This window comes from Intestinimonas sp. HCP28S3_D6 (genome assembly GCF_052065695.1).
Lineage (GTDB): Bacteria > Bacillota > Clostridia > Oscillospirales > Oscillospiraceae > Intestinimonas.
In genome coordinates, this window is the sequence record NZ_JBQHTM010000018.1 from 35432 (window position 1) to 57282 (window position 21851).

General features: G+C 64.4%; 19 protein-coding genes, 1 riboswitch and 1 other annotated feature. Of the genes, 11 read left to right on the plus strand and 8 right to left on the minus strand.

Going from position 1 to position 21851, the window contains the following annotated elements; translation table 11 throughout:
- Positions 1-28: 28 nt before the first annotated feature.
- From ACTNBK_RS07850 to ACTNBK_RS07860, 3 genes are read right to left on the minus strand one after another with little or no spacing between them, the layout of a single operon-like run.
- The gene (locus ACTNBK_RS07850; protein ID WP_441145103.1) at positions 29-640 is read right to left on the minus strand and encodes an MBL fold metallo-hydrolase; all 612 of its coding nucleotides are present in this window, start codon (positions 638-640) and stop codon (positions 29-31) included.
- Positions 641-650: 10 nt separating this feature from the next.
- Positions 651-1094 (minus strand): D-aminoacyl-tRNA deacylase, encoded by a 444-nt coding sequence (dtd, locus tag ACTNBK_RS07855; protein WP_441145105.1) that lies wholly within the window; start codon positions 1092-1094, stop codon positions 651-653.
- A gap of 18 nt (positions 1095-1112) precedes the next feature.
- Positions 1113-2180 carry an alanine racemase gene (locus ACTNBK_RS07860; protein WP_441145107.1) on the minus strand — a complete coding sequence of 356 codons (1068 nt, stop codon included), beginning with the start codon at positions 2178-2180 and terminating at the stop codon, positions 1113-1115.
- Positions 2181-2433: 253 nt separating this feature from the next.
- Between ACTNBK_RS07860 and miaB the strand changes: the two genes are divergently transcribed.
- The 10 genes from miaB to ACTNBK_RS07910 all read left to right on the plus strand — a co-directional run bounded on the left by miaB (position 2434) and on the right by ACTNBK_RS07910 (position 15052).
- Positions 2434-3774 (plus strand): tRNA (N6-isopentenyl adenosine(37)-C2)-methylthiotransferase MiaB, encoded by a 1341-nt coding sequence (gene miaB, locus ACTNBK_RS07865; RefSeq protein WP_441145137.1) that lies wholly within the window; start codon positions 2434-2436, stop codon positions 3772-3774.
- Between the two features lie 542 nt (positions 3775-4316).
- The gene (gene mutS, locus ACTNBK_RS07870; RefSeq protein ID WP_441145109.1) at positions 4317-6914 is read left to right on the plus strand and encodes a DNA mismatch repair protein MutS; all 2598 of its coding nucleotides are present in this window, start codon (positions 4317-4319) and stop codon (positions 6912-6914) included.
- A 63-nt stretch (positions 6915-6977) separates the two neighbouring features.
- A complete protein-coding gene (locus tag ACTNBK_RS07875; protein WP_441145111.1) occupies positions 6978-7685 on the plus strand; it encodes a lysostaphin resistance A-like protein in 708 nt (235 codons plus the stop codon).
- A 27-nt stretch (positions 7686-7712) separates the two neighbouring features.
- The gene (gene mutL, locus ACTNBK_RS07880) at positions 7713-9701 is read left to right on the plus strand and encodes a DNA mismatch repair endonuclease MutL (RefSeq protein WP_441145113.1); all 1989 of its coding nucleotides are present in this window, start codon (positions 7713-7715) and stop codon (positions 9699-9701) included.
- 672 nt (positions 9702-10373) lie between these two features.
- The gene (gene miaA, locus ACTNBK_RS07885) at positions 10374-11315 is read left to right on the plus strand and encodes a tRNA (adenosine(37)-N6)-dimethylallyltransferase MiaA (protein WP_441145115.1); all 942 of its coding nucleotides are present in this window, start codon (positions 10374-10376) and stop codon (positions 11313-11315) included.
- A 36-nt stretch (positions 11316-11351) separates the two neighbouring features.
- On the plus strand, positions 11352-11591 hold the full coding sequence (gene hfq, locus ACTNBK_RS07890; protein WP_441145117.1) for an RNA chaperone Hfq: 240 nt from the start codon (positions 11352-11354) through the stop codon (positions 11589-11591).
- Between the two features lie 46 nt (positions 11592-11637).
- Positions 11638-12921 (plus strand): HlyD family efflux transporter periplasmic adaptor subunit, encoded by a 1284-nt coding sequence (locus tag ACTNBK_RS07895; protein WP_441145119.1) that lies wholly within the window; start codon positions 11638-11640, stop codon positions 12919-12921.
- Between the two features lie 29 nt (positions 12922-12950).
- Complete coding sequence (locus ACTNBK_RS07900) at positions 12951-13655, plus strand: YggS family pyridoxal phosphate-dependent enzyme (RefSeq protein WP_441145121.1); 705 nt, start codon at positions 12951-12953, stop codon at positions 13653-13655.
- A 48-nt stretch (positions 13656-13703) separates the two neighbouring features.
- Complete coding sequence (locus tag ACTNBK_RS07905) at positions 13704-14183, plus strand: cell division protein SepF (RefSeq protein ID WP_441145123.1); 480 nt, start codon at positions 13704-13706, stop codon at positions 14181-14183.
- Positions 14184-14254: 71 nt separating this feature from the next.
- Positions 14255-15052 (plus strand): DivIVA domain-containing protein, encoded by a 798-nt coding sequence (locus ACTNBK_RS07910; RefSeq protein WP_441145125.1) that lies wholly within the window; start codon positions 14255-14257, stop codon positions 15050-15052.
- A 959-nt stretch (positions 15053-16011) separates the two neighbouring features.
- On the opposite strand, the gene ACTNBK_RS07915 is transcribed toward ACTNBK_RS07910, so the two are convergent.
- Positions 16012-16185 (minus strand): Arc family DNA-binding protein, encoded by a 174-nt coding sequence (locus ACTNBK_RS07915; protein ID WP_130848774.1) that lies wholly within the window; start codon positions 16183-16185, stop codon positions 16012-16014.
- A 141-nt stretch (positions 16186-16326) separates the two neighbouring features.
- On the opposite strand from ACTNBK_RS07915, the gene ACTNBK_RS07920 reads away from it, so the two are divergent.
- Entirely contained in the window at positions 16327-16524 is a 198-nt protein-coding gene (locus tag ACTNBK_RS07920) for a hypothetical protein (protein ID WP_441145127.1), read from the plus strand.
- Positions 16525-16552: 28 nt separating this feature from the next.
- On the opposite strand, the gene ileS is transcribed toward ACTNBK_RS07920, so the two are convergent.
- From ileS to thiT, 4 genes are all read right to left on the minus strand, one after another.
- Positions 16553-19348, minus strand: a complete 2796-nt coding sequence (ileS, locus tag ACTNBK_RS07925; RefSeq protein WP_441145129.1) for an isoleucine--tRNA ligase — start codon at positions 19346-19348, stop codon at positions 16553-16555.
- A 28-nt stretch (positions 19349-19376) separates the two neighbouring features.
- Complete coding sequence (locus ACTNBK_RS07930; RefSeq protein WP_441145139.1) at positions 19377-19601, minus strand: PF20097 family protein; 225 nt, start codon at positions 19599-19601, stop codon at positions 19377-19379.
- Positions 19602-19645: 44 nt separating this feature from the next.
- Positions 19646-19868 (minus strand) — a binding site (T-box leader).
- A gap of 58 nt (positions 19869-19926) precedes the next feature.
- Positions 19927-20739, minus strand: a complete 813-nt coding sequence (locus tag ACTNBK_RS07935) for an HAD-IIB family hydrolase (protein ID WP_441145131.1) — start codon at positions 20737-20739, stop codon at positions 19927-19929.
- 12 nt (positions 20740-20751) lie between these two features.
- The gene (thiT, locus tag ACTNBK_RS07940) at positions 20752-21339 is read right to left on the minus strand and encodes an energy-coupled thiamine transporter ThiT (RefSeq protein ID WP_441145133.1); all 588 of its coding nucleotides are present in this window, start codon (positions 21337-21339) and stop codon (positions 20752-20754) included.
- Between the two features lie 75 nt (positions 21340-21414).
- Positions 21415-21534, minus strand: a riboswitch (TPP riboswitch).
- Positions 21535-21851: the final 317 nt, after the last annotated feature.

Consider the following 21851-nt stretch of genomic DNA (forward strand, 5'->3'; position numbering starts at 1 on the left):
TGATCCTATCTGTCGCGGGATGACGGGCTCAGCCCTCCACCGCCGCGCGCATATAGTAGTTCTGCCGCCGCTCGGTCTCCAGGGTGGAGAGCCCCTCGTGGCCGGGGCAGACCCGGTAGTCCCCGGGCAGGGCGGAGAGCCGCTTCAGGGAGGCCATGATCTCCTCATAGCTGCCGCCAGGCAGGTCGGTGCGGCCGCAGGAGCCCCGGAACAGGGTATCCCCGGTGAAGAGGATATCCCCCGCCTTCAGCACCACCGAGCCCTTGGAGTGGCCAGGGGTGTGGAGGACCTCCACGGGGATGGAGCCCACCATGACCCGGTCCCTCTCGTCGTAGTAGGTGAGGGCAATGCCGGTGAGGGGCGGGAAAACGGAGGGGCTGGCCCCCTCCACATCCCCCTTGTGGATATAGACGGGGGTGTTGGGGCAGGCCTTCTCCAGGTCGGCCACGCCGCCAGTGTGGTCGAAGTGGCCGTGGGTCAGGAGGATGGCAGTCAGGGTGAGGCCATCCTCCTTCAGCAGCTCCAGGATGCCGGCGGCGTCCCCGCCGGGATCGATAACGGCGCAGACCTTTTCTTTTTCGTCCGCGAGCACGTAGCAGTTGGTGCCGATGGGGGGCACCTGCATGGTCTTGACCAGCATATTCAACACCTCACATTGTATCGGTATCCAGCAGAATGGTAACGGGGCCGTCGTTCACCGAGGCCACCGCCATGTCGGCGCCGAACTCCCCGTGCTGGGGCGGGAAGCCCAGGGCTTCACACTGTCTCAAAAACTCCTCATAGAGGGGGATGGCCCGGTCCGGCTTGGCCGCCCCGGTAAAGCTGGGACGGCGGGACTTGGTGTCGGCGTAAAGGGTAAACTGGCTCACCACCAGCAGCTCGCCCCCCACGGTGGCCAGGTTCAGGTTCATCTTCTCGTTCTCGTCCTCAAAGACCCGCAGGCCCACCACCTTGTCGGCCAGCTTGGCGGCCTGGGCAGGGGTGTCGTTGGGACCGATGCCCAGCAGCACCAGAAAGCCCCGGCCGATGGCGCCGTTGACCTTGCCGTCGATGGTCACCGAGGCGGAGGTCACTCTTGTCACGACTGCTCTCATGGCGTAAAAAACTCCTTTTTATCTGTATACCCGCTTGAGACCCTTGGCGTAGAGCGGGTCCACCGCAAAGACCGCCAGGTCTCCCGGGGCGCACTTGATATTGGTCACGTCCACCAGGGTCTCCAGGGCGCCGATCTGGCCGATGACCCGGGCCTTCTGCTCCCCGATGCGGACATACCGCCGGCGGCTCCGCCGCCAGGCGCTCAGGAAGGAGAAGAGTCCCGTCTCCCGGGGGCGCTCCACCCCCAGGCCGTTCTGGTAGCCCACCGGCACCACCGCCACCCGGGTGGGCTTCTTCAGCTTCACCAGGGCGCTGTTGCCCACGGTGTGGCCCTTGGGGAGCCAGCGGACCTCCTCGATGGCGGCCTCTCCGGTGCCCACGGTGGTGAGCCGGTCCCCGCGGCTGCGGCGGCACCGGCCTAGGAAGGCCGAGCCCACCCGCACCGCGTCCAGCCGAGCAAACTCGTAGTTCATGAGGGCATTGGACCCCGCGGCGTGGACGGTGCCCGTCTCAAACCCGGCGGCGTGGACGGCCTCCACCACCTGCTGGAAAATGGCCAGCTGCTCCGCCGCCTCCCGGCCCTTTTTCCCGGCGGCGTGGATCTGGGTGTAGATGCCCGAGAGGGCCACGTTGGGGAGGTACCGGTACATGGACAGGACCTTTTCCGGCTCGGTGGCCAGAAAGCCGCCGTAGCCCATGCCGGTGTCCACCTGGATGTGGGCCTCCACCACGGTGGAGCGGGCCTCGGCCAGGCCGTTGAGGGCCACCCCCGTGTCGTGGGAGCCGATGGTGCACACCACACCCAGGTCGATGAGCTCCTCCAGCTCCTCCCGGTCGGTGGTGGAGCGGAGCATGAGGATCTCCTCGTCCACAAAGCCCGCCTTCCGGAGCTGTCGGGCCTCCTCCGGCTCGGACACGGCGAAGCGGCCGATGCCCTCCTCCCGCAGGAGCCTGGCCAGGTCCACCAGCCCGGCGCCGCAGGCGTCCCCGGTGAGGACGGCGTAGATGGCCGCGCTCCCCGCCTTTTCCTTGATCACCGCCGCGTTGCGGCGGATGGCTTCCTTTTCGATCACCAGTGTTTTCACGGCGTCGCCGCCTTTCTCTCGTCTATGGTGTATCGTAGACAACATTATATCAGTCCCCGGCAGAAGCGTCAACGAAAAGCCCTTGCCTTTCCAGGGGAAAACTCCGGCGCTGCGCTTGTATTTCCGGGGAAAAGCTGATAAAATGAAGGGAAAACCGTGAACCGATGGAGGAACCGCCGTGAACCAGAATACCACCCGCATCTCCCCCGAGGAGATCGCCCGGCAGAAGGACTTCTGCGCCCAGATCCACGCCATGAACGCCGCTCTGCCCGCCCAGCCCCTGGCCTACGTGGACACCTACGGCTGCCAGCAGAACGAGGCCGACTCGGAGCGGCTGCGGGGCTACCTGAGCGAGATGGGCTACGGCTTCACCGCCGACGAGAACGCCGCCGACGTCATCATCCTCAACACCTGCGCCATCCGGGAGCACGCCGAGCAGCGGGTTTTCGGCAACCTGGGGGCCCTGGTCCACGCCAAGCGGAACCACCCGGGGCAGATCATCTGCGTCTGCGGCTGCATGGCCCAGGAGAAGCACGTCTCCGAGAAGATCAGGCAGTCCTTCCGCCACGTGGACCTGGTCTTCGGGCCCCACGCCCTGTGGCGGTTCCCTGAGCTCTTGTGGCGCATCCACACCCGGAGGGGCCGCATCTTCGACACCCCCGACGAGGCCGGCTCCATCGCCGAGGGTATCCCCGTCCGCCGGGAAGGGAAGGTGAAGGCCTGGGTGTCCATTATGTACGGCTGCAACAACTTCTGCTCCTACTGCATCGTCCCCTACGTCCGTGGCCGGGAGCGCTCCCGCCAGCCGGAGGACATTTTGGCCGAGGTACGTGAGCTTGCCGCCGAGGGCTGCAAGGACATCACCCTCCTGGGTCAGAACGTCAACTCCTACGGCAAGGACCTGGGCCGGGAGGGGGTGGACTTCGCTTGGCTTTTGGAGCAGGTGAACGCCGTCCCCGGGGACTTCCTCATCCGCTTCATGACCAGCCACCCCAAAGACGCCTCCGAGCGGCTCTTCGACGTGATGGCCAAGTGCGAGAAGGTGGCCCCCCACCTCCACCTCCCCTTCCAGGCGGGCAACGACCGGGTCCTGAAGGCCATGAACCGGGGCTATACCCGGGAGCACTACCTGGGGCTCATCGCCGCCCTGCGGCAGCGCATCCCCGACATCGTCCTCACCAGCGACATCATCGTGGGCTTCCCCGGGGAGACCACCGAGGAGTTTGAGGATACCCTCAAGGTGCTGGAGGCCGTCCGCTTTGACGCCCTCTTCACCTTCATCTACTCCCCCCGGGAGGGCACCCCGGCGGCCAAAATGCCCGACCCCATGCCCAAGGAGGAGAAGGCGGCCAACTTCCAGCGGCTGGTGGACCTCCAGAACGCCATCTCCGCCGAGAAGCAGGCGGCTTACGTGGGCAGGACCATGCGCTGCCTGGTGGACGTGCTCAGCGACGACCCCCGGCACAACCTCAACGCCCGCACCGCCGGCGGACGGCTGGTCCACTTCTCCGGGGACGAGTCCCTGCTGGGGCAGTACGTGGATCTGAAGATCACCGACGCCTCCACCTGGGCCCTTTTCGGCGAGCTGGCCTGACCATAAGGCTTCCCCCGGGGGTCTGGCTGTCCGGGGGACAGCCAGAGCAAATCATATCTTCCTCAGCCCGTGCTGTCGAGCGCAGCGAGACTGATGAGGCCGCAGCGTGAAGAAAATGTGCCGGTGGCACATTTTTAGCGTAGGCCCGGCCAGCTATGCTGGACGGGTTTCTCCGGATAGGACGGGGGAGACGGTCAAAACCCGTTTCTTTTTCCCTGCTGGAAAAAGAACGGTTTTTGGAATCCAAAGAAAAAGGGGCTCCCGGACGGGTTAAGTGATCCCAAATAGGAATCCGGCGGCCCGTCTTTACGCCCCCATTGAGCACCGGCACCGTCCACAGGTGACTCCGCCGGTGGAACAGGGAAAAGCTGTGGTCCTATCCAACATTTTTTCGCCGCCTGCGTGGGTGGGTACCGGGGCGTGGCGCCGCTGACTGGTATTGCCCTTATTGCGACGTGGGGCTTCCCAGACGCACCCTGCGGCGCTCCCACACAGACCGTCTCCACGATCTTACCTTATTTATTTCCAGAGGAGGAATCCCAATGCCCGCCGAAATCACCCCCATGATGAAACAATACCTCCAGATGAAGGCGGAGCACCCGGACTGCATCCTCATGTTCCGGCTGGGGGACTTTTACGAGATGTTCAACGAGGACGCCAAGCTGGTGTCCCAGGAGTTGGACCTCACCCTCACCACCCGGGACCGGAACAAGCCCCCCGAGCAGCGCACCCCCATGTGCGGCGTGCCCTACCACTCGGTGGAGGCCTACCTCTCCCGGCTCATCGCCAAGGGCTACAAGGTGGCCATCTGCGAGCAGATGGAGGACCCCGCCACCGCCAAGGGCCTGGTGGACCGGGACATCATCCGTATCGTCACCCCCGGCACCCTCATCGAGTCCTCCATGCTGGAGGAGGGGAAAAACAACTTCATCGCCGCCGTCTGCCTGGACGAGGACGCCGCCGGGGTCTGCTTCTGCGACATCTCCACCGGCGAGGTGTCCGCCGCCGCCTTCACCGGGCCGGGCTGGGAGGAGCACCTCACCAACGAGCTGGGCCGGTTCTCCCCCCGGGAGGCCGTGCTGGACGCCGCCGCCTGGGACTGCAAGGACCTGCGGGACTTCCTGAAAGCCCGGCTGGAGTGCCGGTGTGAGAAGGGGAACGAGGCCGACTTCGCCCCCGACCGGGCCCTGGAGCTGTGCCAAAAGCAGTTCCGCTCGGGGCTGGATAACCTGCCCCCGGAGGGGGAATACGCCGTCCGGGCCTGCGGCGGCATGCTCACCTACCTCTATGACACCCAAAAGACCGACCTCTCCCACCTCACCGCCTTCCACTACACCGCCGGCGGCGAGTTCATGGAGCTGGACCTCACCGCCCGGCGGAACCTGGAGCTCACCGAGACCCTCCGGGGCAAGGAGAAGAAGGGTTCCCTCCTGTGGGTGCTGGACAAGACCCGCACCGCCATGGGCGGGCGGCTCATCCGCTCCTGGATGGAGCGGCCCCTCCTGTCTCCCGCCCAGATCAACAAGCGGCTGGACGCCGTGGAGGAGCTGGTGGGGGACGCCATCGCCCGCCAGGAGCTCTCCGCCTGCCTCCGGGAGGTCACCGACCTGGAGCGGCTCATCGGCCGCATCGTCTACGGCACCGCCGGGGCCCGGGACCTCACCGCCCTCTCCTCCGGCCTGGGGAAGCTTCCCCGGCTGCGGGAGCTTCTGTCCCCCTTCTCCTCGTCCCTCCTAACCGTCCTCCGGGAGGCCATGGACGACCTGCCCGCCCTCCGGGACACCCTGGACCGTGCCCTGGTGGAGGAGCCCCCCTTCTCCGTCCGGGAGGGCGGCTTCATCCGGGGCGGCTGGAACGCCGACGTGGACTACCTCCGGGACATCCAGACCAACGGCAAGGGCATGGTGGCCCAGGTGGAGGCCCGGGAGAAGGAGCGCACCGGCATCAAGAGCCTGAAGGTGGGCTACAACAAGGTTTTTGGCTACTACATCGAGGTCTCCAAGTCCTACTACGACCAGGTCCCCGAGGACTACATCCGCAAGCAGACCCTGGTCAACTGTGAGCGCTTCATCACCCAGGAGCTCAAGGAGATGGAGCACACCATCCTCTCCGCCCAGGACAAGCTCACCGCCCTGGAGTACGAGCTCTTCTGCCAGCTTCGGGAAGCCGCCGCCGCTCAGGTGGACGCCGTCCAGCGCACCGCCGCCGCCGTGGCCCAGGTGGACGTGCTCCTCTCCTTCGCCGCCGTGGCCGCCGAGGGCCGCTACTGCAAGCCGGAGGTGGACCTCTCCGACCGCCTGGACATCGTGGAGGGCCGCCACCCGGTGGTGGAAAAGGTGCTCAAGGACGCCCTCTTCGTCCCCAACGACGTCCACCTGGACGGCAAGGACAACCTGGTGGCCATCATCACCGGCCCCAACATGGCGGGCAAGTCCACCTACATGCGCCAGACCGCCCTCACGGTGCTCATGGCCCAGATGGGGTCCTTCGTCCCCGCCAGGAGCGCCCGCATCGGCGTGGTGGACCGGGTCTTCACCCGCATCGGCGCCAGCGACGACCTGGCCGCCGGACAGTCCACCTTCATGGTGGAGATGACCGAGGTGGCCGAGCTTCTGAAGAACGCCACCCCCAAGAGCCTCCTCATCCTGGACGAGATCGGCCGGGGCACCTCCACCTACGACGGCATGGCCATCGCCCGGGCGGTGCTGGAATACTGCGCCGACAAGCGCCGCCTGGGCTGCAAGACCCTCTTCGCCACCCACTACCACGAGCTCACCTGCCTGGAGGGGGAGATCCCCGGGGTGAAGAACTACAACGTGGCCGCCAAGAAGCGGAAGGACGACGTCATTTTCCTGCGAAAGATCGTCCCCGGCCCCGCCGACCAGAGCTACGGCATCGAGGTGGCCTCCCTGGCCGGGGTGCCCGACCGGGTCATCCGCCGGTCCCGGGACATCTTGTCCGAGTTGGAGAGTCAGGGCTGTCCCGCCCCCGCCCCCGTCCAGGCCCCCGCCGACGACCAGGTGTCCTTCCTGGACATGGGGGCCAACCAGGTGGCCCAGCGCCTGCGGCAGACCAACCTGGACACCCTCACCCCCATCGAGGCCCTCAATCTGGTCTATGAGCTGAAAAAACTTCTGTAAGGACAGTTGATATGATGGATGTGGGGCCGCCGTTCCCACAAACACCCGAAGGAGGCCCTTCCCATGTACCCCAAACGACAGTGGAAAGCCCGCTTTACCCCGTCGGAATTCTGCCGGGGCTGGGTGTTTTTTGTCCTCTACCTGCTGGTCTTCCCCCTGGTCATGGGGTGGCTCCAGATGCTGCTGAGCCAGCGCTTCGACTTCTTCCTCCAGGCCCCCGAGTTCAGTCTCATCTACTACTTCCTTCTCCTGTGCGCCACCCTGCTCCTCTTCTGGAGCTTCCTGCGCCAGGGCTTCGACATTCTCCTGGACGACCTGCCCGAAAATCTCACCGCCTTCCTGGCCGGTCTGGTGGGGGGCGGCGTCCTCCAGGTCCTCTTCTCCCTCCTCCCCCTGCCAGTGGAGGACCCCAACCCCGCCTCCTACGCCGACTCCTTCTTCCTCTCGCCCCCCGCCACCGTGGCCGTGCTGGTCCTCCTCATGCCCATCATGGAGGAGGTCCTCTTCCGGGGGCTCCTCTTCGGCAGCCTGCGGCGGTACAGCCGGGGCCTGGCCTTCGCCGTGTCCATCCTGGGTTACGACCTCTTCTGCGTCCTTCCCTTTGTGTGGACCCCCATGGGCCCCGACCCCGCCTATCTGCTCCTGCTGGTCCGCTACCTCCCCATGAGCGCCGCCCTCACCTGGTGCTACGACAAGGGCGGCTCCATCTGGTCGGCCATCGCCCTCCACATGGCCCTCAACGGCCTGAGCCTGGCCATGGCCCTCCTCTGATCCTCTCCGCAGAAAGCTGGTGACACCATGCCCCACATTCAAGTCCTGGACAGCCACGTGGCCGACCTCATCGCCGCCGGCGAGGTGGTGGAACGCCCCGCCTCGGTGGTGAAGGAGCTGCTGGAAAACGCCATCGACGCCGGCGCCGCCGCCGTCACCGTGGAGATCCAGCACGGCGGTATGTCCTACATCCGGGTGACCGACAACGGCTGCGGCATCCCCCCCATCGACGTGGAGACCGCCTTCCTCCGCCACGCCACCAGCAAGGTGCGCACCGAGCACGACCTGGCCGCCATCGGCACCCTGGGTTTCCGGGGCGAGGCTCTGGCCGCCATCGCTGCCGTGTCCCGCATCGAGGTGCTCACCCGGGCCGACGGCAACGACCTGGGGGTGGCCCTCACCCTGGAGGGCGGCGTGGTCACCGGCAGGGAGGAGGCCGGCTGTCCCCAGGGCACCACCATGGTGGTGCGGGACCTCTTCTACAACACCCCCGCCCGGCTCAAGTTCATGAAAAAGGACACTGCCGAGGGGGCCGCCGTCTTTGCCGCCGTCCAGCGGGAGGCCCTGGCCCGGCCCGGCGTCTCCTTCAAATTCCTCCGGGACGGCAAACAGGAGCTCCTCACCCCCGGAGACGGCAAGCTCCAGTCCGCCCTCTATGCCGTGCTGGGCCGGGAACTGGCCCTGGGCATGCTCCCCGTGAAGGGCTCCGGCGAGGACGCCGTCACCGTGGAGGGCTTCGCCTCCCTGCCCGCCTGCTGCCGGGGCTCCCGGAACTACCAGTTCTTCTTTGTGAACGGCCGCTTCATCAAGTCCCGCCTCCTCATGGCCGCCCTGGAGCAGGCCTACCAGAACCAGCGCATGGTGGGCAAGTTCCCCGCCTGCGTCCTCCACCTCACCACCCGGCTCAACGGCGTGGACGTCAACGTCCACCCCGCCAAGACCGAGGTCAAGTTCGTCAGCGAGAAGAAGATCTTTGACGCCGTCTACCACGCCGTGCTGGGGGCGCTGGAGGCCAATGCCAAGCCTCCCCAGGCCCACCTGGACGCCCCCAGAAAACCCGCCGGCCACGACACCGTCACCCCCAATCAGACCTTCCTCAACCTGTCATCGGAGGAGTACCGCCGGGCCGTCCAGACCCGGAGCCAGCCCAAAACCTGGGCCCCGGCCCGGCCCAAAACGGAGGCCCCCCGGCGGGAGTCCGTCCCCCCGGTGCGGCAGACTGGCGGAATGCCTATTCACGATTTCGCAAAGCCGGTCTTTGCAAAGCCCGCCCCGGTGAAGTCAGAGACGGAGCCGGTAAAAGAGGAGGCCGTCCCCACGGCAGCGCCCACACGGGAGCCGGAGACGGTGCCCACACCCGTTGTCAAAGCCGCGCCGGAGCCGACGGCCGAACCCGTCCCGGCGGTGGAGACAAAGCCTCAGATCACCCAGCCGGAACCCCAGCCGGAACCGGAACTCTGGACCGTCCGGGGGGAGCTCTTCCAGACCTACGTTCTGGTGGAGCAGGGGGACAAGGCTTTCATCATCGACAAGCACGCCGCCCATGAGCGGATGAACTTCGACAAGCTGAAGGCGGCGGGATACACCCCCATGGTACAGATGCTCCTGACGCCGGTGGTGTTCACCCCCGCCCCGGAGGAGTGTGCCGCCCTGCTGGAGCACACCGACGAGCTGGAGCGGTTCGGCTTCTCCTGTGAGGACTTCGGCGGCGGGGCGGTGGTGGTCCGCCAGTGTCCCGACTATGTGGACGCCGGTGAGGTGGAGGCCACCCTCCTGGAGCTGGCCGGGGACCTGCTGTCCGCCCGGCGGACCGACCCCGACGGGGTGCGGGACCACCTGCTGGCCACCATGGCCTGCAAGGCCGCCATCAAGGGGGGTCAGAAGAACGGTCCCCCCGAGCTGGAGCGGGTGGCCGAAGCCGTCATGTCGGGGGAGGTCAAATACTGCCCCCACGGCCGCCCTGTGGCCATCGAGCTCACCCGGAATCAGCTGGAGAAGCTCTTCAAGCGGGCGTAAGGCCAGCGGGCGGATGCTATCCGCCCTTACCCAATCTACGGGGCGTGGTTTGGCGCGCCGGGGTCGTCGCGCCCCACAAATAAAAGGAAGAGAGAAAAGTGAAGAGTGAATAGGTGAGAGACGGAGCCGCACCGCACGCCGCGACGCCTGCCCACACAGCGATAAATACCGCCCCGCGCCGTAGCAAAGGGAATATCAGGCAGCGGGTGCCACGTCCCGACACCCACCCGCGCAGGCGGCGAAAAAAGTGGGGATAGAACCACGGCTTTTCTCTGTTCCACCGGCGGAGTCACCTGTGGACGGTGCCGGTGCTCTATGGGGGCGTAAAGACGGGCCGCCGGATTCCTATTTGGGACCACTCAACCCACCCGGGAGCCCCTTTTTCTTTGGATTCCAAAAACCGTTCTTTTTCCAGCAGGGAAAAAGAAACGGTCTTTGACCGTTCCTTGAGGGAACACTTAGCGCACCCTCATCCGGCAGCTATGCCGCCACCTTCCCCCTGCAAGGGGGAAGGTTTTAAGAGATGCGCCGCACCTCACAAGGAAAGTAGTCCCACGGGCCGTAACATAAACCACGCCGCAAGGCTACCCCTCATCCGTCTGGCCTTCGGCCAGCCACCTTCCCCCAGGGGAAGGCTCTCATCCAACCCCATCACCCCGAAAGGAGGTCTCCATGGAACATCAACCCAAGCTGCTGGTCCTCTGCGGCCCTACGGCCTCGGGCAAAACCGCCCTGGGGGTGGCTCTGGCCCAGGCCCTGGACGGCGAGGTGGTCTCCGCCGACTCCATGCAGATCTACCGGGGCATGGACATCGGCACCGCCAAGCCCACGGCGGAAGAGATGGGGGGCGTCCCCCACCACATGCTGGACGTGGCCGACCCGGCGGAGGACTACTCCGTGGCCCGGTACGTCCACGACGCCGACGCCTGCGTCCGGGACATTCTCGCCCGGGGAAAGCTCCCCATCGTGGTGGGGGGCACCGGCCTCTACATCGACAACCTCGTCGCCGGCCGGGACTTTGCCCCCTTCACCGGCGCCTGGCGGGAAAGGCTCCAGGCCCGGGCCAGGGAGGAGGGCCTGCCCGCCCTCCACGAAGAGCTCCGGCGCATCGACCCGGACCGGGCGGAGAAGCTTCATCCCAACGATGAAAAGCGCATCCTCCGGGCCCTGGAGGTGTGGTACGAGACGGGGGAGACCATCACCGCCCACGACGAGCGGACCCGGAGCCTTCCCCCCAAGTACGACGCCCTGCGGGTGTGCCTCAATTTCGCCCGGCGGGAAGACATGTGGGACCGCATTGACCGCCGGGTGGACCTGATGATGGAGGCCGGCCTGGAGGAGGAGGTCCGGAACCTCCTCACCTCCGGCGTGCCCCCCACCGCCACTTCCATGCAGGCCATCGGCTACAAGGAGTTCGCCGCCGCCCTCCGGGGGGAGGAGCCCATCGCCCAGGCGGTGGCCGAGGTCAAGCTCCGCTCCCGGCAGTATGCCAAGCGGCAGCTCACCTGGTTCCGCCGCACCCCCGGCATCCGGTATGTCACCTGGGAAAATGCCCCCGACCTGGCCCAGGGCCGACAGAAAGTGACAGCATATATGGAAGAATTTGGTATATGATGGGTACATTCCAACAGAAAGAGGAGTGTACATACCATGCAGACCAGATTCAACCTTCAGGACACCTTTCTCACCCGGGCCCGCCGCAGCCGGATGGGGGTGACGCTCTTCCTCATGAACGGCTATCAGCTCCGGGGGATCATCACCGGCTTTGACTCCTTCGTGGTGGTCCTCATGACCGACAACAAGCAGCAGATCATTTACAAGCACGCCATTTCCACCATCGTCCCGGAGCGGGCGGTGCCCCTGGAGGGGGAACCGGCCCAGGAGGGCTGACCCGCCAGCGGGGGAGGGAATGGGCAGAAATCGAGGATCTTGACCTATGAAACAGGGTACCGTCATCACCCGCATCATGATTGTTCTCATGTTCTTCATGGTGTGCGCCTACCTTCTCTTCTCCGTTCTCCGCAGCCTGGATGACCGGACCTACACCGTGACCACCTACGCCCACACGGTGGACGACGCCGTGGAGGCCACCGGACTGCTCATCCGGGCCGAGACGGTGGTCACCGGCCAGACCGCCGCCATCGTGGACGTGCTCCCCGACCAGGGGGAGAAGGTCCGCGCCGGGGCGGCCGTGGCCTACCTCTACCAGGACGAGAGCGCCCTGGACCGCCGCCGCCAGCTGCGCACCCTGATGCTGGAGGAGGAACAGCCCAAATACGCCCTCCAGGGCCAGGACGGCTCCGACACCAGCCACCTGGACCAGAGCATTGTGGACGCCATGGTGGGCCTGCGGACGGCCGCCGCCTACGGCGACCTCACCAGCCTGGAGGAGCAGTCCCTCTCCTTCAAAAGTCTGGTCATCCGCCACGGCTACACCAGCGACGCCGGGGTGGACGAGCTCTCCGCCGCCATTACCGCCCTGGACGGCCAGATCCAGGCCCTCCAGAGCGCCTCCGCCCTGGACACCACCACCGTCTACGCTCCCTGCTCGGGGACCTTCTCCGCCATGGCCGACGGCTACGAGTCCACCCTCTACCCCGATATGCTGGAGACCCTCACCGCCACCGGCCTCAAGCAGCTCATGACCCAGGACCCCGCCGCCCCCACCGGCGCCGTGGGCAAGCTCATCACCAGCTCCAAGTGGTATCTGGCCACCACCGTCTCGCCGGAGGTAGCCGAGCGGCTGGTGGCGGGCCGGTCGGTGCGGGTGCGCTTCTCCCGGGACTGGTCGGGGGAGGTCTCCATGAAGATTGAGCGGGTGGGCCAGGCACAGGACAACGCCTGCCTGGTGATCCTCTCCTCCACCCGAAACCTGGCCGACACCAGCATGCTCCGCAAGCAGACGGTGGACATCGTCTTTAACAGCCTGAGCGGCATCCGGGTACCCAAGAAGGCGGTGCGCACCGAGAACCGGGAGGTCACCGACCCGGAGACCGGGGAGACCACCACCAAGCAGGTCATCGGCGTCTACGTCCTCACCGCCGCCCAGGCCGAGTTCAAGGCGGTGGAGATCCTGGCCGACGACGGCGACTACTACCTGGTCCAGGCGGTGCTCCCCGATGTGCCCACCGACAACCAGCTCAAGACCGCCTTCCGCGCCGGAGACCAGGTCATTGTCTCCTCGGACGAGCTCTATGACGGCAAGGTCATGACCAAATGATCCCAGAGAAAGACAGGAGGGAACGCACCATGTCACTGGAAGAAAATATTGCCCGGGTAAAGGCCAATATGGCCCGGGCCGCCCTGGAGGCCGGCCGGGACCCGGCGGAGATCGCCCTGGTGGCCGCCACCAAGGTCCAGACCTCGGACACCATCCGGGCCGCCATCGCCGCCGGCATCACCATCTGCGGCGAGAACCGGGTCCAGGAGCTCACCGGGCACCTGGACGACTACGCCTACGACGGCGCCAAGGTCCACTTCATCGGCCATTTGCAGACCAACAAGGTCCGGTTCGTGGTGGGCCGGGTGGACCTCATCGAGTCGGTGGACTCCCCCCGGCTCCTGGAGGCCATTGAGCGCCAGGCCGAAAAGCTCAACCTGGTCCAGGACGTCCTGCTGGAGGTCAACATCGGCCGGGAGGAGAGCAAGGGGGGCTGTCTCCCCGAGGACCTGCCCGCCCTGGCCCGCCAGGCCATGGACCTGCCCCATGTGCGGCTCCGGGGCCTTATGGCCATTCCGCCCGTGGCCGCCCAGCCCGGCGACAACCGGAGATTTTTTGCCGCTACCCGGCAGCTTTATGTTGACATAAGACGTCAAATAGGGGATAATGACACTGATATAGACTGTCTGTCCATGGGTATGAGCGGCGATTATGAGGACGCCATCCGGGAAGGCGCCACCCTGGTGCGGGTGGGGACCGCCCTCTTTGGTCCCCGGCCCCCCATGCACCCCTGAACCTGCCGGGACCGGCAGCGTGAGGAAGAATGAAAGGAAGTTACCGCTATGGGATTCATTGATGAGATCAAGCGTCTGGCCCGTCCCTATGAGGACGAGGAAGACGATGAGGAGTTCGACGACTATGACGCCCCTGCCCCCCGCACCGAGCGCAAGGAGAAGATCCGGGACATCCGTGAGAGCACCGGCGCCATCTACGCCGCCGAGCCTGAGCCCCGTCGGAGCAACAAGGTGGTCAACATTCACACCACCACCCAGCTCCAGGTGGTGCTGGTGAAGCCCGACCGCTTTGAGAACGCTGCCGAGATCGCCGACCACCTGCGGGAGAAGCGCACCGTGGTCCTCAACCTGGAGCAGACCAACAAGGACATCGCCCGGCGTCTGCTGGACTTCCTCTCCGGCGTGGCCTACGCCAACGAGGGTAAGATCAAGAAGGTGGCCATCTCCACCTACATCATCACCCCCTACAACGTGGACATTCTGGGCGATCTCATCGACGAACTGGAGAACAACGGTCTCTACTTCTAACATATCGTTCTGGCGCCCCGGCGCGCCGACGACGACCAAAAAGAGATTATAATAGCGGGGAGTGACCCTTTATGCTGACGCCGCAGGAGGTCTCCGAGCACGCCTTTGCCAAGGCGGGCTTCGGCGGCTACAATATGGCCATGGTGGACGAGTTTCTGGACCAGCTCACCGAGGACTATACCACGCTCTACAAGGAGAACGCCGTCCTCAAGAGCAAGATGAAAGTGCTGGTGGACAAGGTGGAGGAGTACCGCTCCACCGAGGAGGCCATGCGCAAGACCCTGCTCACCGCCCAGCGGATGGCCGATGAGATCGTGAAAGAGGCCCAGGAGAGCAAGGAAACCATGGTGCATCAGGCTGAGGAAGAGGCCAAGGCCCGTGTCCAGGGTCTGCGCCGGGAGGTGGAGGCCGAACAGCTGCGGCTCACCGCCGCCCAGAACGCCACCACCGCTTATGTGGCCAAGCTCAAGGAGCTCTACCAGCACGAGCTGGACTACCTGGGCAGTCTGGGCAAGCTCACCCCCGAGCCTGCCGCCCCCGCCGACCCGGTGGAGGCCGCCGCCGAGGAGATCCAGGCCACCGTGGACCGCATTGCCCAGGAGGAGGTCCCCGCTCCGGCCCGGGCCGAGGAGGAGGACGACATTCCTCAGGAGGATGAGCGCCCCGGCGGGCTTTACAGCGACCTCACCGCCACCTTTGTGGACCATGACGGTGAGCCCGAGCGCAAGGTCAAGGTGAGCCCGGAGCGCCTGGCCGCTGAGATGGCACAGCCGGTCAAGGCCACGGAGCCGGAGGACGAGGAACCCACCAAGCGCCTGAGCATTGATCTGGAACACCTTCAGTTCGGGAAGGACTACGAGATCAAGTGAGTACATGAAAAACGCGGGACCGTTTGAAGCGGTCCCGCGTTTTTTGCGTTTTGGGCAGATCAAGGCACCCCACAGCCTTCCCCTGGGGGCTGACTGTTTGGTGAAAAGTCAAAAAAGTGGGGCGCGGCTTCCCAGACGCGCTCACGGCACCACATCGCAAAGGTGGGGGTAGGGGCGGATATCATCCGCCCGCTAAACCACGTTTTGGCTCATTGCTTTCTGTTACGTGAAAGGACGGGGGAGACGGTTCAAAACCCGTTTCTTTTTCCCTGCTGGAAAAAGAACGGTTTTTGGAATCCAAGGAAAAAGGGGCTCCCGTGTGGGTTGAGTGGCTCCAAATAGGAATCCGGCGGCCCGTCTTTACGCCCCCGTTGAGGACCAGCACCGTCCACAGGAGACTCCGTCGGTAGAACAGGGAAAGGCTGTGGTTCGATCCTCACTTTTTTCGCCGCCTGCGTGGGCGGGTGTCGAGGCGTAGTGGGTGCGAGTTGCGGCGTTGTTTAACGGGCGGCTGATAGCCGCCCCTACGCCGGAGCACCGGCGGCGTTACGGAGTAAGCCGCCGGTGCAAGTGACGGAACGGTAGGAGAGCCTGGGGGGTACATCCAATAGGGGGGCCGCAGCCCCCCTGTGCTTGGTCGTTTCAAGGGGGATGGGTGTCGGGAAGGGGGGAAATCGAAATCCCCCCTTCCCGACTGGCCTTTGCCTACTTTCGGCCACCCGAAAGTAGGCCGCCGGAGGCCGTTCCTCCATAAGCAAGAGAGAATCGTGGGGTGGTTTGGCGCGCAATCAGGGGCCCCGGGAAAGCGCGCAGCGCTTTTCTGGGGAGAGGAGGGGCAAGGGAGCGAAGCGAGACCTGGCCGTCAGGCCGGGGTGAGCGGTGCGGACTTTGCCCCGACGACGTCGCGCCCCACACAAAGGGGATGCCATGCTGCCGCGGCGGGCGGCTAATAGCCGCCCCTACTCCTCGGTCACGATCTCCCCGTGTTCCTGTTCGTATGCCTTCAAGTAGCTCTCCACGGCAATACACAGCTGCATATTGATGGAGCGGCGGCCCTCCTTGGCCAGTACACGGATCTTGTCCATATGCTCTTTTTCCAGCCGCAGGGGGTAGGGATTGGCCTGCACAGACATCACGGTCACTCCTTATGACTCTAATAGATGCTACCATCATATCTGCCTTTTGGTATTGTCTCAATAGTTCTAAAAGATTCAAAAAGATATTGACATGGTGTATCTATATGATATTATATAGATACAAAAGGAGTGAGTAATATGTCTTATCCGAAAAAAGACCAGACCATCTCCGTGCAGGTAGACCGGGATACCAAGGCAAAGGCCGCCTATCTGGCCGCCCAGGCCAACCGCACCCTGTCCAGCCACGTCCGTCAGCTCCTCCGCTTTCACATTCGGGAATATGAGTTCCTCTACGGCCCCATCCACATAGAAAAAGAGACGTTCACCGGTCGGTGAACGTCTCTTTTGATTTATGGCGTTATGATTATTCGCCCACCACGGCGGCGCAGCGGTCGCACAGCTCGGCGTGGTGACCGGCGGTGCCGATGGTGTCGCAGTGGTTCCAGCAGCGGGGGCATTTGGGGGCCTCGGACAGCTTGACGGCGATGGTGCAGGGGATGAGGGACTCCTCGTTCTTCTCGCCCTCCAGGTGCTCGGTGGTGACGGTAACCTTGGAGACGATGCACAGGGAGGCCAGGTCCACGTCCTTCAGGAAGGCCGCGTCGTCGGCGGAGACGGACAGGGTGACCTCGGTGTCCTGGGCCTTCTTGAAGACGCCGGCGTTGCGGGCGTTCTCCAGGGCCTTGTTGACGGCGTCGCGCAGGGAGATGAGCTTGCCCCAGCGCTCCTGATCGGCGGTGCTCAGGGTGAAGGCGGCGTTGTCAGAGGGCATGTCGTTGAGCAGCACGCTCTCGGCGTCCACGCTCTGAGCATGCTTCATGGCGTGCCAGATCTCGTCGGAGGTGAAGGCCAGGATGGGGGCGATGAGGCGGGTCATGCCGTCCAGGATATAGTAGAGGGCGGTCTGGGCGGAGCGGCGCTCGGCCTCCGCACCGCAGTAGAGCCGGTCCTTGATGATGTCCAGGTAGAAGTTGGACATGTCCACCACGCAGAAGTTGTAGACGGCGCGATAAACCCCGTGGAACTCGTAGCGGTCATAGGCGGCCCGGACGGCCTTCACCAGCTCGTTGAGGGCGTGGAGGGCGTAGCGGTCCAGGTCCATCAGCTTGTCCAGGGCCACGGCGTCAGTGTCGGGGTCGAAGTCGCACAGGTTGCCCAGCATGTACCGGGCGGTATTGCGGATCTTCAGGTAGGCCTGGGAGAGCTGCTTCATGATCTCCTTGGAGATGCGCATGTCCTGGGTGTAGTCGGCGGAGGCCACCCACAGCCGCAGCATGTCGGCGCCGTACTCCTTGATGACCTCGTCGGGGGAGACGGCGTTGCCCAGGGACTTGTGCATGGCCTTGCCCTCGCCGTCCACGGTCCAGCCGTGGGTGGCGATCTGGTGGTAGGGGGCCACGCCGTTCACCGCGATGGAGGTGAGCATGCTCGACTGGAACCAGCCGCGGTACTGGTCGCCGCCCTCCAGGTAGAGGTCGGCGGGATACTTCAGGTAGGGACGCTCGGCGGCCACGGCGGCCCAGGTGGAGCCGGAGTCGAACCACACGTCCATGATGTCGGTCTCCTTGGAGAAGTGGGCTTTGCCGCACTTGGGGCACACGAAGCCCTCGGGCAGCAGGTCCTTGGCCTCCTTGTCGAACCAGATATTGGAGCCGTGCTCACGGAAGAGCTGGGCCACGTGGGCGATGGTCTCGGGGGTCACGATGTCGGCGCCGCAGTCGTCGCAGTAGAAGATGGGGATGGGCACGCCCCAGACGCGCTGACGGGAGATGCACCAGTCGTTGCGCTCGGAGATCATGGAGATCATGCGCTCCTTGCCCCAGCCGGGGTGCCACTGGATGCCGTCGCAGGCGGCCACAGCGGTGTCCTTGATGGCCTCCACAGAGCAGAACCACTGCTCGGTGGCCCGGTAGATGATGGGGTTCTTGCAGCGCCAGCAGTGGGGGTAGGAGTGGGTGATGTTCTCCTTGGCCACCAGGAAGCCCTCGGCCTCCAGGTCGGCCACCACCATGTCGTTGCCCTTGGCGTAGAACTGGCCGTTGTAGCGCTCGTCGGTCATGACGCCCTTGGCGTTCACCGGCACGGGCACGCCGATGTGGGTGAGGCCGGCCTTGTCGTACTGCTGGCAGATCTGGAAGTCCTCGGCGCCGAAGCCGGGGGCGGTGTGGACGCAGCCGGAGCCGGCGTCCAGGGTGACGTGCTCGCCGTTGAGGATGACGGACTCCCGGTCGAAGAGGGGGTGCTTGGCGGTCATGAGCTCGAACTCGCTGCCCTTCAGGGTGGCCAGCACCTTGCAGGCGTCGAAGTCGATGTGGGCGGCCTTGCACACGCTCTCGGCCAGGTCCTTGGCCAGGATATACACGTCGCCGGAGGGCACCTGGAGGAGGACATAGTCGAACTCGGCGTTGAGGCAGATGGCGAAGTTGCCGGGGATGGTCCAGGGGGTGGTGGTCCAGATCACGAAGTAGGTCTTGGAGAGGTCGGTGTACGCTCCCAGCTTGCCCTTGTCGTCCTTCACCGGGAACTTGACAAAGATGGTGGTACAGGGGTCGTCGGCGTACTCGATCTCGGCCTCGGCCAGAGCGGTCTGGTCGTGGGGGCACCAGTACACCGGCTTCATGCCCTTGTAGATGAGGCCCTTCTCGGCCATCTTGCCAAAGACCTCGATCTGCTTGGCCTCGAACTCGGGGAGCAAAGTGATATAGGGGTTGTCCCACTCGCCCAGGACGCCCAGGCGCTTGAACTGCTCGGTCATCTTGGCGATGTAGCTCTCGGCATACTCCCGGCACTTGGTGCGGAACTGGGCGGTGGTCATCTCCTCCCGCTTCACGCTCTTATCCTTGAGCACGGCGGACTCGATGGGCAGGCCGTGGGTATCCCAGCCGGGGACATAGGGGGCGCAGAAGCCCGTCATGTTCTTCTCTTTGACGATGATGTCCTTGAGGATCTTGTTGAGGGCGGTGCCGATGTGGATGTTGCCGTTGGCGTAGGGAGGGCCGTCGTGCAGCACGAAGGTGGGCTTGCCGTCGTTGCGGGCCACCATCTTCTTATAGAGGTCGTGGTCGTACATCTCCTGGAGCATGTCGGGCTCACGCTTGGGCAGTCCGGCACGCATGGGGAAGTCGGTCTGGGGCAGATGGACGGTCTGGTTGTAATCCATGGGTGTGTTCTCCTTTTATCTGAATTTTTTATTTTGAACTCTTTGCGGAGGGGGCCCGGGCGGCCTCTCCATAGTGAAAAATCACCGTCTGGCAATCCTTGCAGATCCAGGCCTCGGGGAAGCGTCCTTTGATCAGGCTCACGTCCTCCTTGCCCTTGATCAGGGTGAATTTTTTATCCTTGGGACTCCACAGCAAGGGGATCTTACCAAAAATACGACCGGCCTCCATGGGCTTTCCGCAGTCTGGACACATAACTTCCACAGCATTCCCTCCAAACAAAACGCGCCTTTGTCTCTTCAAGAGACAAAGGCGCGTAAACCTCTGCGGTACCACTCTCATTGCCCGGGACATGCCCGGACCACTTCATGGCCGATAACGGTGCCTGCCGTCCCCGCTTACTGACCGTTCAGCGGGCCGCTCCAAGGTGATCCTCCCGTCCCCTCGTCCTCCGCCTTGCACCAATACGGCGGCTCTCTGTGCGGCGATGGGGGCGGTACCTGTCCTTTTCCGCGCGTTTTCCATATATGCGAACAGTATCTTATCCGTTTCCGGGCCGTTTGTCAAGCCCCGGAGGGCTTCAGCCGCCGTAGCGCAGGTCCAGAATCCCCACCACCTGGGCCATGAAGTCCTCCTCGCAGGGCCGCAGCACGGTGGCCCCCCAGTCCTTCACCGCCTGGGCGCAGTTGCCCGGGGCGAAGGGGATGGCCGACACGGAGAGCATGGGGATGTCGTTCTGGTTGTCCCCGGCACAGTAGATGTTCTCCCGCTGGATGCCCAGCAGCTCCGCCAGCTTCAGGACCATGCCGCCCTTGCTGGCCGTCTTTGCGGTGCACTCCAGCAGCACGGCGTTGGAGAAGATGGCCTCGTACCGGTCCCCCCAGCGCTCCCGGATGACCGCCTGGGCCTTCAGCAGCACCTCGTGGTCGGCCTGGATCACCGCCTTGTTCCAGGGGGTGGGCATGTCCAGCAGGGACCGCTCGGTCCAGGTGGTCTTGACCCGCTCCACGTGGCGCTGGGTGTGGGCGTTGGGGCGGTGGATGTAGACGTCGTCCCCGTGGTAGCACTCGATGCCCAACTCGGGCATCTCCTCGCTCAGCTCGTTGAGGTCGGCCGCCGCCGTCTCCGGGAGGGGCAGGTCCACCACCACCCGGTCGGCGGAAAAGTCATAGAGCATGGCCCCGTTGGCCAGGATCACCGGAGCGTTGATGGGTACGGTGTGGGCATAGGGGGCGAAGGTCCGCTTGGCCCGGCCGGTGGAGACGGTGAACACCCCGCCCTCGGCGGTGAAGTGCTCCAACGCCGCCCGGTTGGCGGGGGAGAGGACACAGCTGTCCCCCACCAGGGTGTCGTCAAAGTCGCTGGCCAGCAGCACACCCGTAAATTTGCCCAATCAAATCACACCTTATCTGATAAGATCGCTCCCAGCATAGTATTTCTTCATGGGCACATACAGCAGCGCCGCGATGACCAGGGCCAGCACGGTGTTGGGGAGCATGTAGGAGCCGTTGTAGACCAGGGAATAGAGCTCAGGGTTATCAAAGACCGTCCCCAGCACCTCGGTGGGGGCGTAGATGCGGTAGATGGTGACGCCGCTGATGTAGTGGATGACGAAGCGGGCGGCGCAGCCCAGCACGGTGCCGGGGAAGATGCCCCAGGCCTTGCCCTTAAAGAGACCGGCCAGGCCCAGAGGGGTGAAGGCCAGCAGGTAGTCCAGCAGCATGGACTGCCAGCCCCAGGCGTAGGCGCCGTCAAAGATGAGCTGGAGAAGGCCAAAGACGAAGCCGGCCAGCAGACCGTCCTTCAGGCCCCAGCGCAGGGCGAAGAGGAGGATGGGGAACATGGCGGGGGTGAGGGAGCCGCCGTTGGGCAGCTCCATGAGCTTGATATAGCTAAGAATCTGGGCCAGAGCCACCATGATGGCGCCCTCACAGAGCATGCGGGTGGTGTTTTTGCGGCGGGCCCTGGGTTTGACATACGCGGTGTTGTCCATACAAATTTCTCCCTTTGCAAAAATGTACCGCAGCGCAAACCTGGTAACTTCTGCGCAATGCGGTACGGGAGAAACGACAAAAGGCCGAATCCTCTTCCTACGCCGGCATTACCCGGATCAGGTTCAAGGGACCGGGGGAAGCGCTATTCCCCTGCATCTCAGCCGGACTTGCGTCCAGCGCCCCTGTATTCGATTTGTCCTGCGGTCGGACTCATTTTATCTCACTGTACGGGGATTGTCAAGGAATGGGGGCAGGGGGGTGCCCCCGCCGCCCCTCTTCCTTCTTCACTCTTCCTTATAAAGCCTTCCCCTGGGGGGAAGGTGGCCCGAAGGGCCGGATGAGGGGGAACTTTAAGCGTGGTTGTACGCCTCGTTTCTTTGTCTTTCTGTGACGTAAAAGGACGGTCGATTGTAAAATGAAGTTGGACACCTAAGAAAAAATCCATAGTGATTTTCCCCACATGGTAGAATGAAGTTTGCACACAACTTCTTCCAAGGGAGGGCAATCACTA

What these genes read in the sequence shown, in the direction of transcription:
- mutL (WP_441145113.1), top strand. Translation starts at nt 7,713, where the DNA reads ATGCCCCACATTCAAGTCCTGGACAGCCACGTGGCCGACCTCATCGCC.
- miaB (WP_441145137.1), top strand. Translation starts at nt 2,434, where the DNA reads ATGAACGCCGCTCTGCCCGCCCAGCCCCTGGCCTACGTGGACACCTAC.
- ACTNBK_RS07875 (WP_441145111.1), top strand. Translation starts at nt 6,978, where the DNA reads ATGTACCCCAAACGACAGTGGAAAGCCCGCTTTACCCCGTCGGAATTC.
- ACTNBK_RS07920 (WP_441145127.1), top strand. Translation starts at nt 16,327, where the DNA reads ATGTCTTATCCGAAAAAAGACCAGACCATCTCCGTGCAGGTAGACCGG.
- ileS (WP_441145129.1), bottom strand. Translation starts at nt 19,348, where the DNA reads ATGGATTACAACCAGACCGTCCATCTGCCCCAGACCGACTTCCCCATG.
- ACTNBK_RS07905 (WP_441145123.1), top strand. Translation starts at nt 13,704, where the DNA reads ATGGGATTCATTGATGAGATCAAGCGTCTGGCCCGTCCCTATGAGGAC.
- ACTNBK_RS07915 (WP_130848774.1), bottom strand. Translation starts at nt 16,185, where the DNA reads ATGTCTGTGCAGGCCAATCCCTACCCCCTGCGGCTGGAAAAAGAGCAT.
- ACTNBK_RS07910 (WP_441145125.1), top strand. Translation starts at nt 14,255, where the DNA reads ATGCTGACGCCGCAGGAGGTCTCCGAGCACGCCTTTGCCAAGGCGGGC.
- hfq (WP_441145117.1), top strand. Translation starts at nt 11,352, where the DNA reads ATGCAGACCAGATTCAACCTTCAGGACACCTTTCTCACCCGGGCCCGC.
- mutS (WP_441145109.1), top strand. Translation starts at nt 4,317, where the DNA reads ATGCCCGCCGAAATCACCCCCATGATGAAACAATACCTCCAGATGAAG.
- ACTNBK_RS07895 (WP_441145119.1), top strand. Translation starts at nt 11,638, where the DNA reads ATGAAACAGGGTACCGTCATCACCCGCATCATGATTGTTCTCATGTTC.
- thiT (WP_441145133.1), bottom strand. Translation starts at nt 21,339, where the DNA reads ATGGACAACACCGCGTATGTCAAACCCAGGGCCCGCCGCAAAAACACC.
- ACTNBK_RS07850 (WP_441145103.1), bottom strand. Translation starts at nt 640, where the DNA reads ATGCTGGTCAAGACCATGCAGGTGCCCCCCATCGGCACCAACTGCTAC.
- miaA (WP_441145115.1), top strand. Translation starts at nt 10,374, where the DNA reads ATGGAACATCAACCCAAGCTGCTGGTCCTCTGCGGCCCTACGGCCTCG.
- dtd (WP_441145105.1), bottom strand. Translation starts at nt 1,094, where the DNA reads ATGAGAGCAGTCGTGACAAGAGTGACCTCCGCCTCGGTGACCATCGAC.
- ACTNBK_RS07900 (WP_441145121.1), top strand. Translation starts at nt 12,951, where the DNA reads ATGTCACTGGAAGAAAATATTGCCCGGGTAAAGGCCAATATGGCCCGG.
- ACTNBK_RS07930 (WP_441145139.1), bottom strand. Translation starts at nt 19,601, where the DNA reads ATGTGTCCAGACTGCGGAAAGCCCATGGAGGCCGGTCGTATTTTTGGT.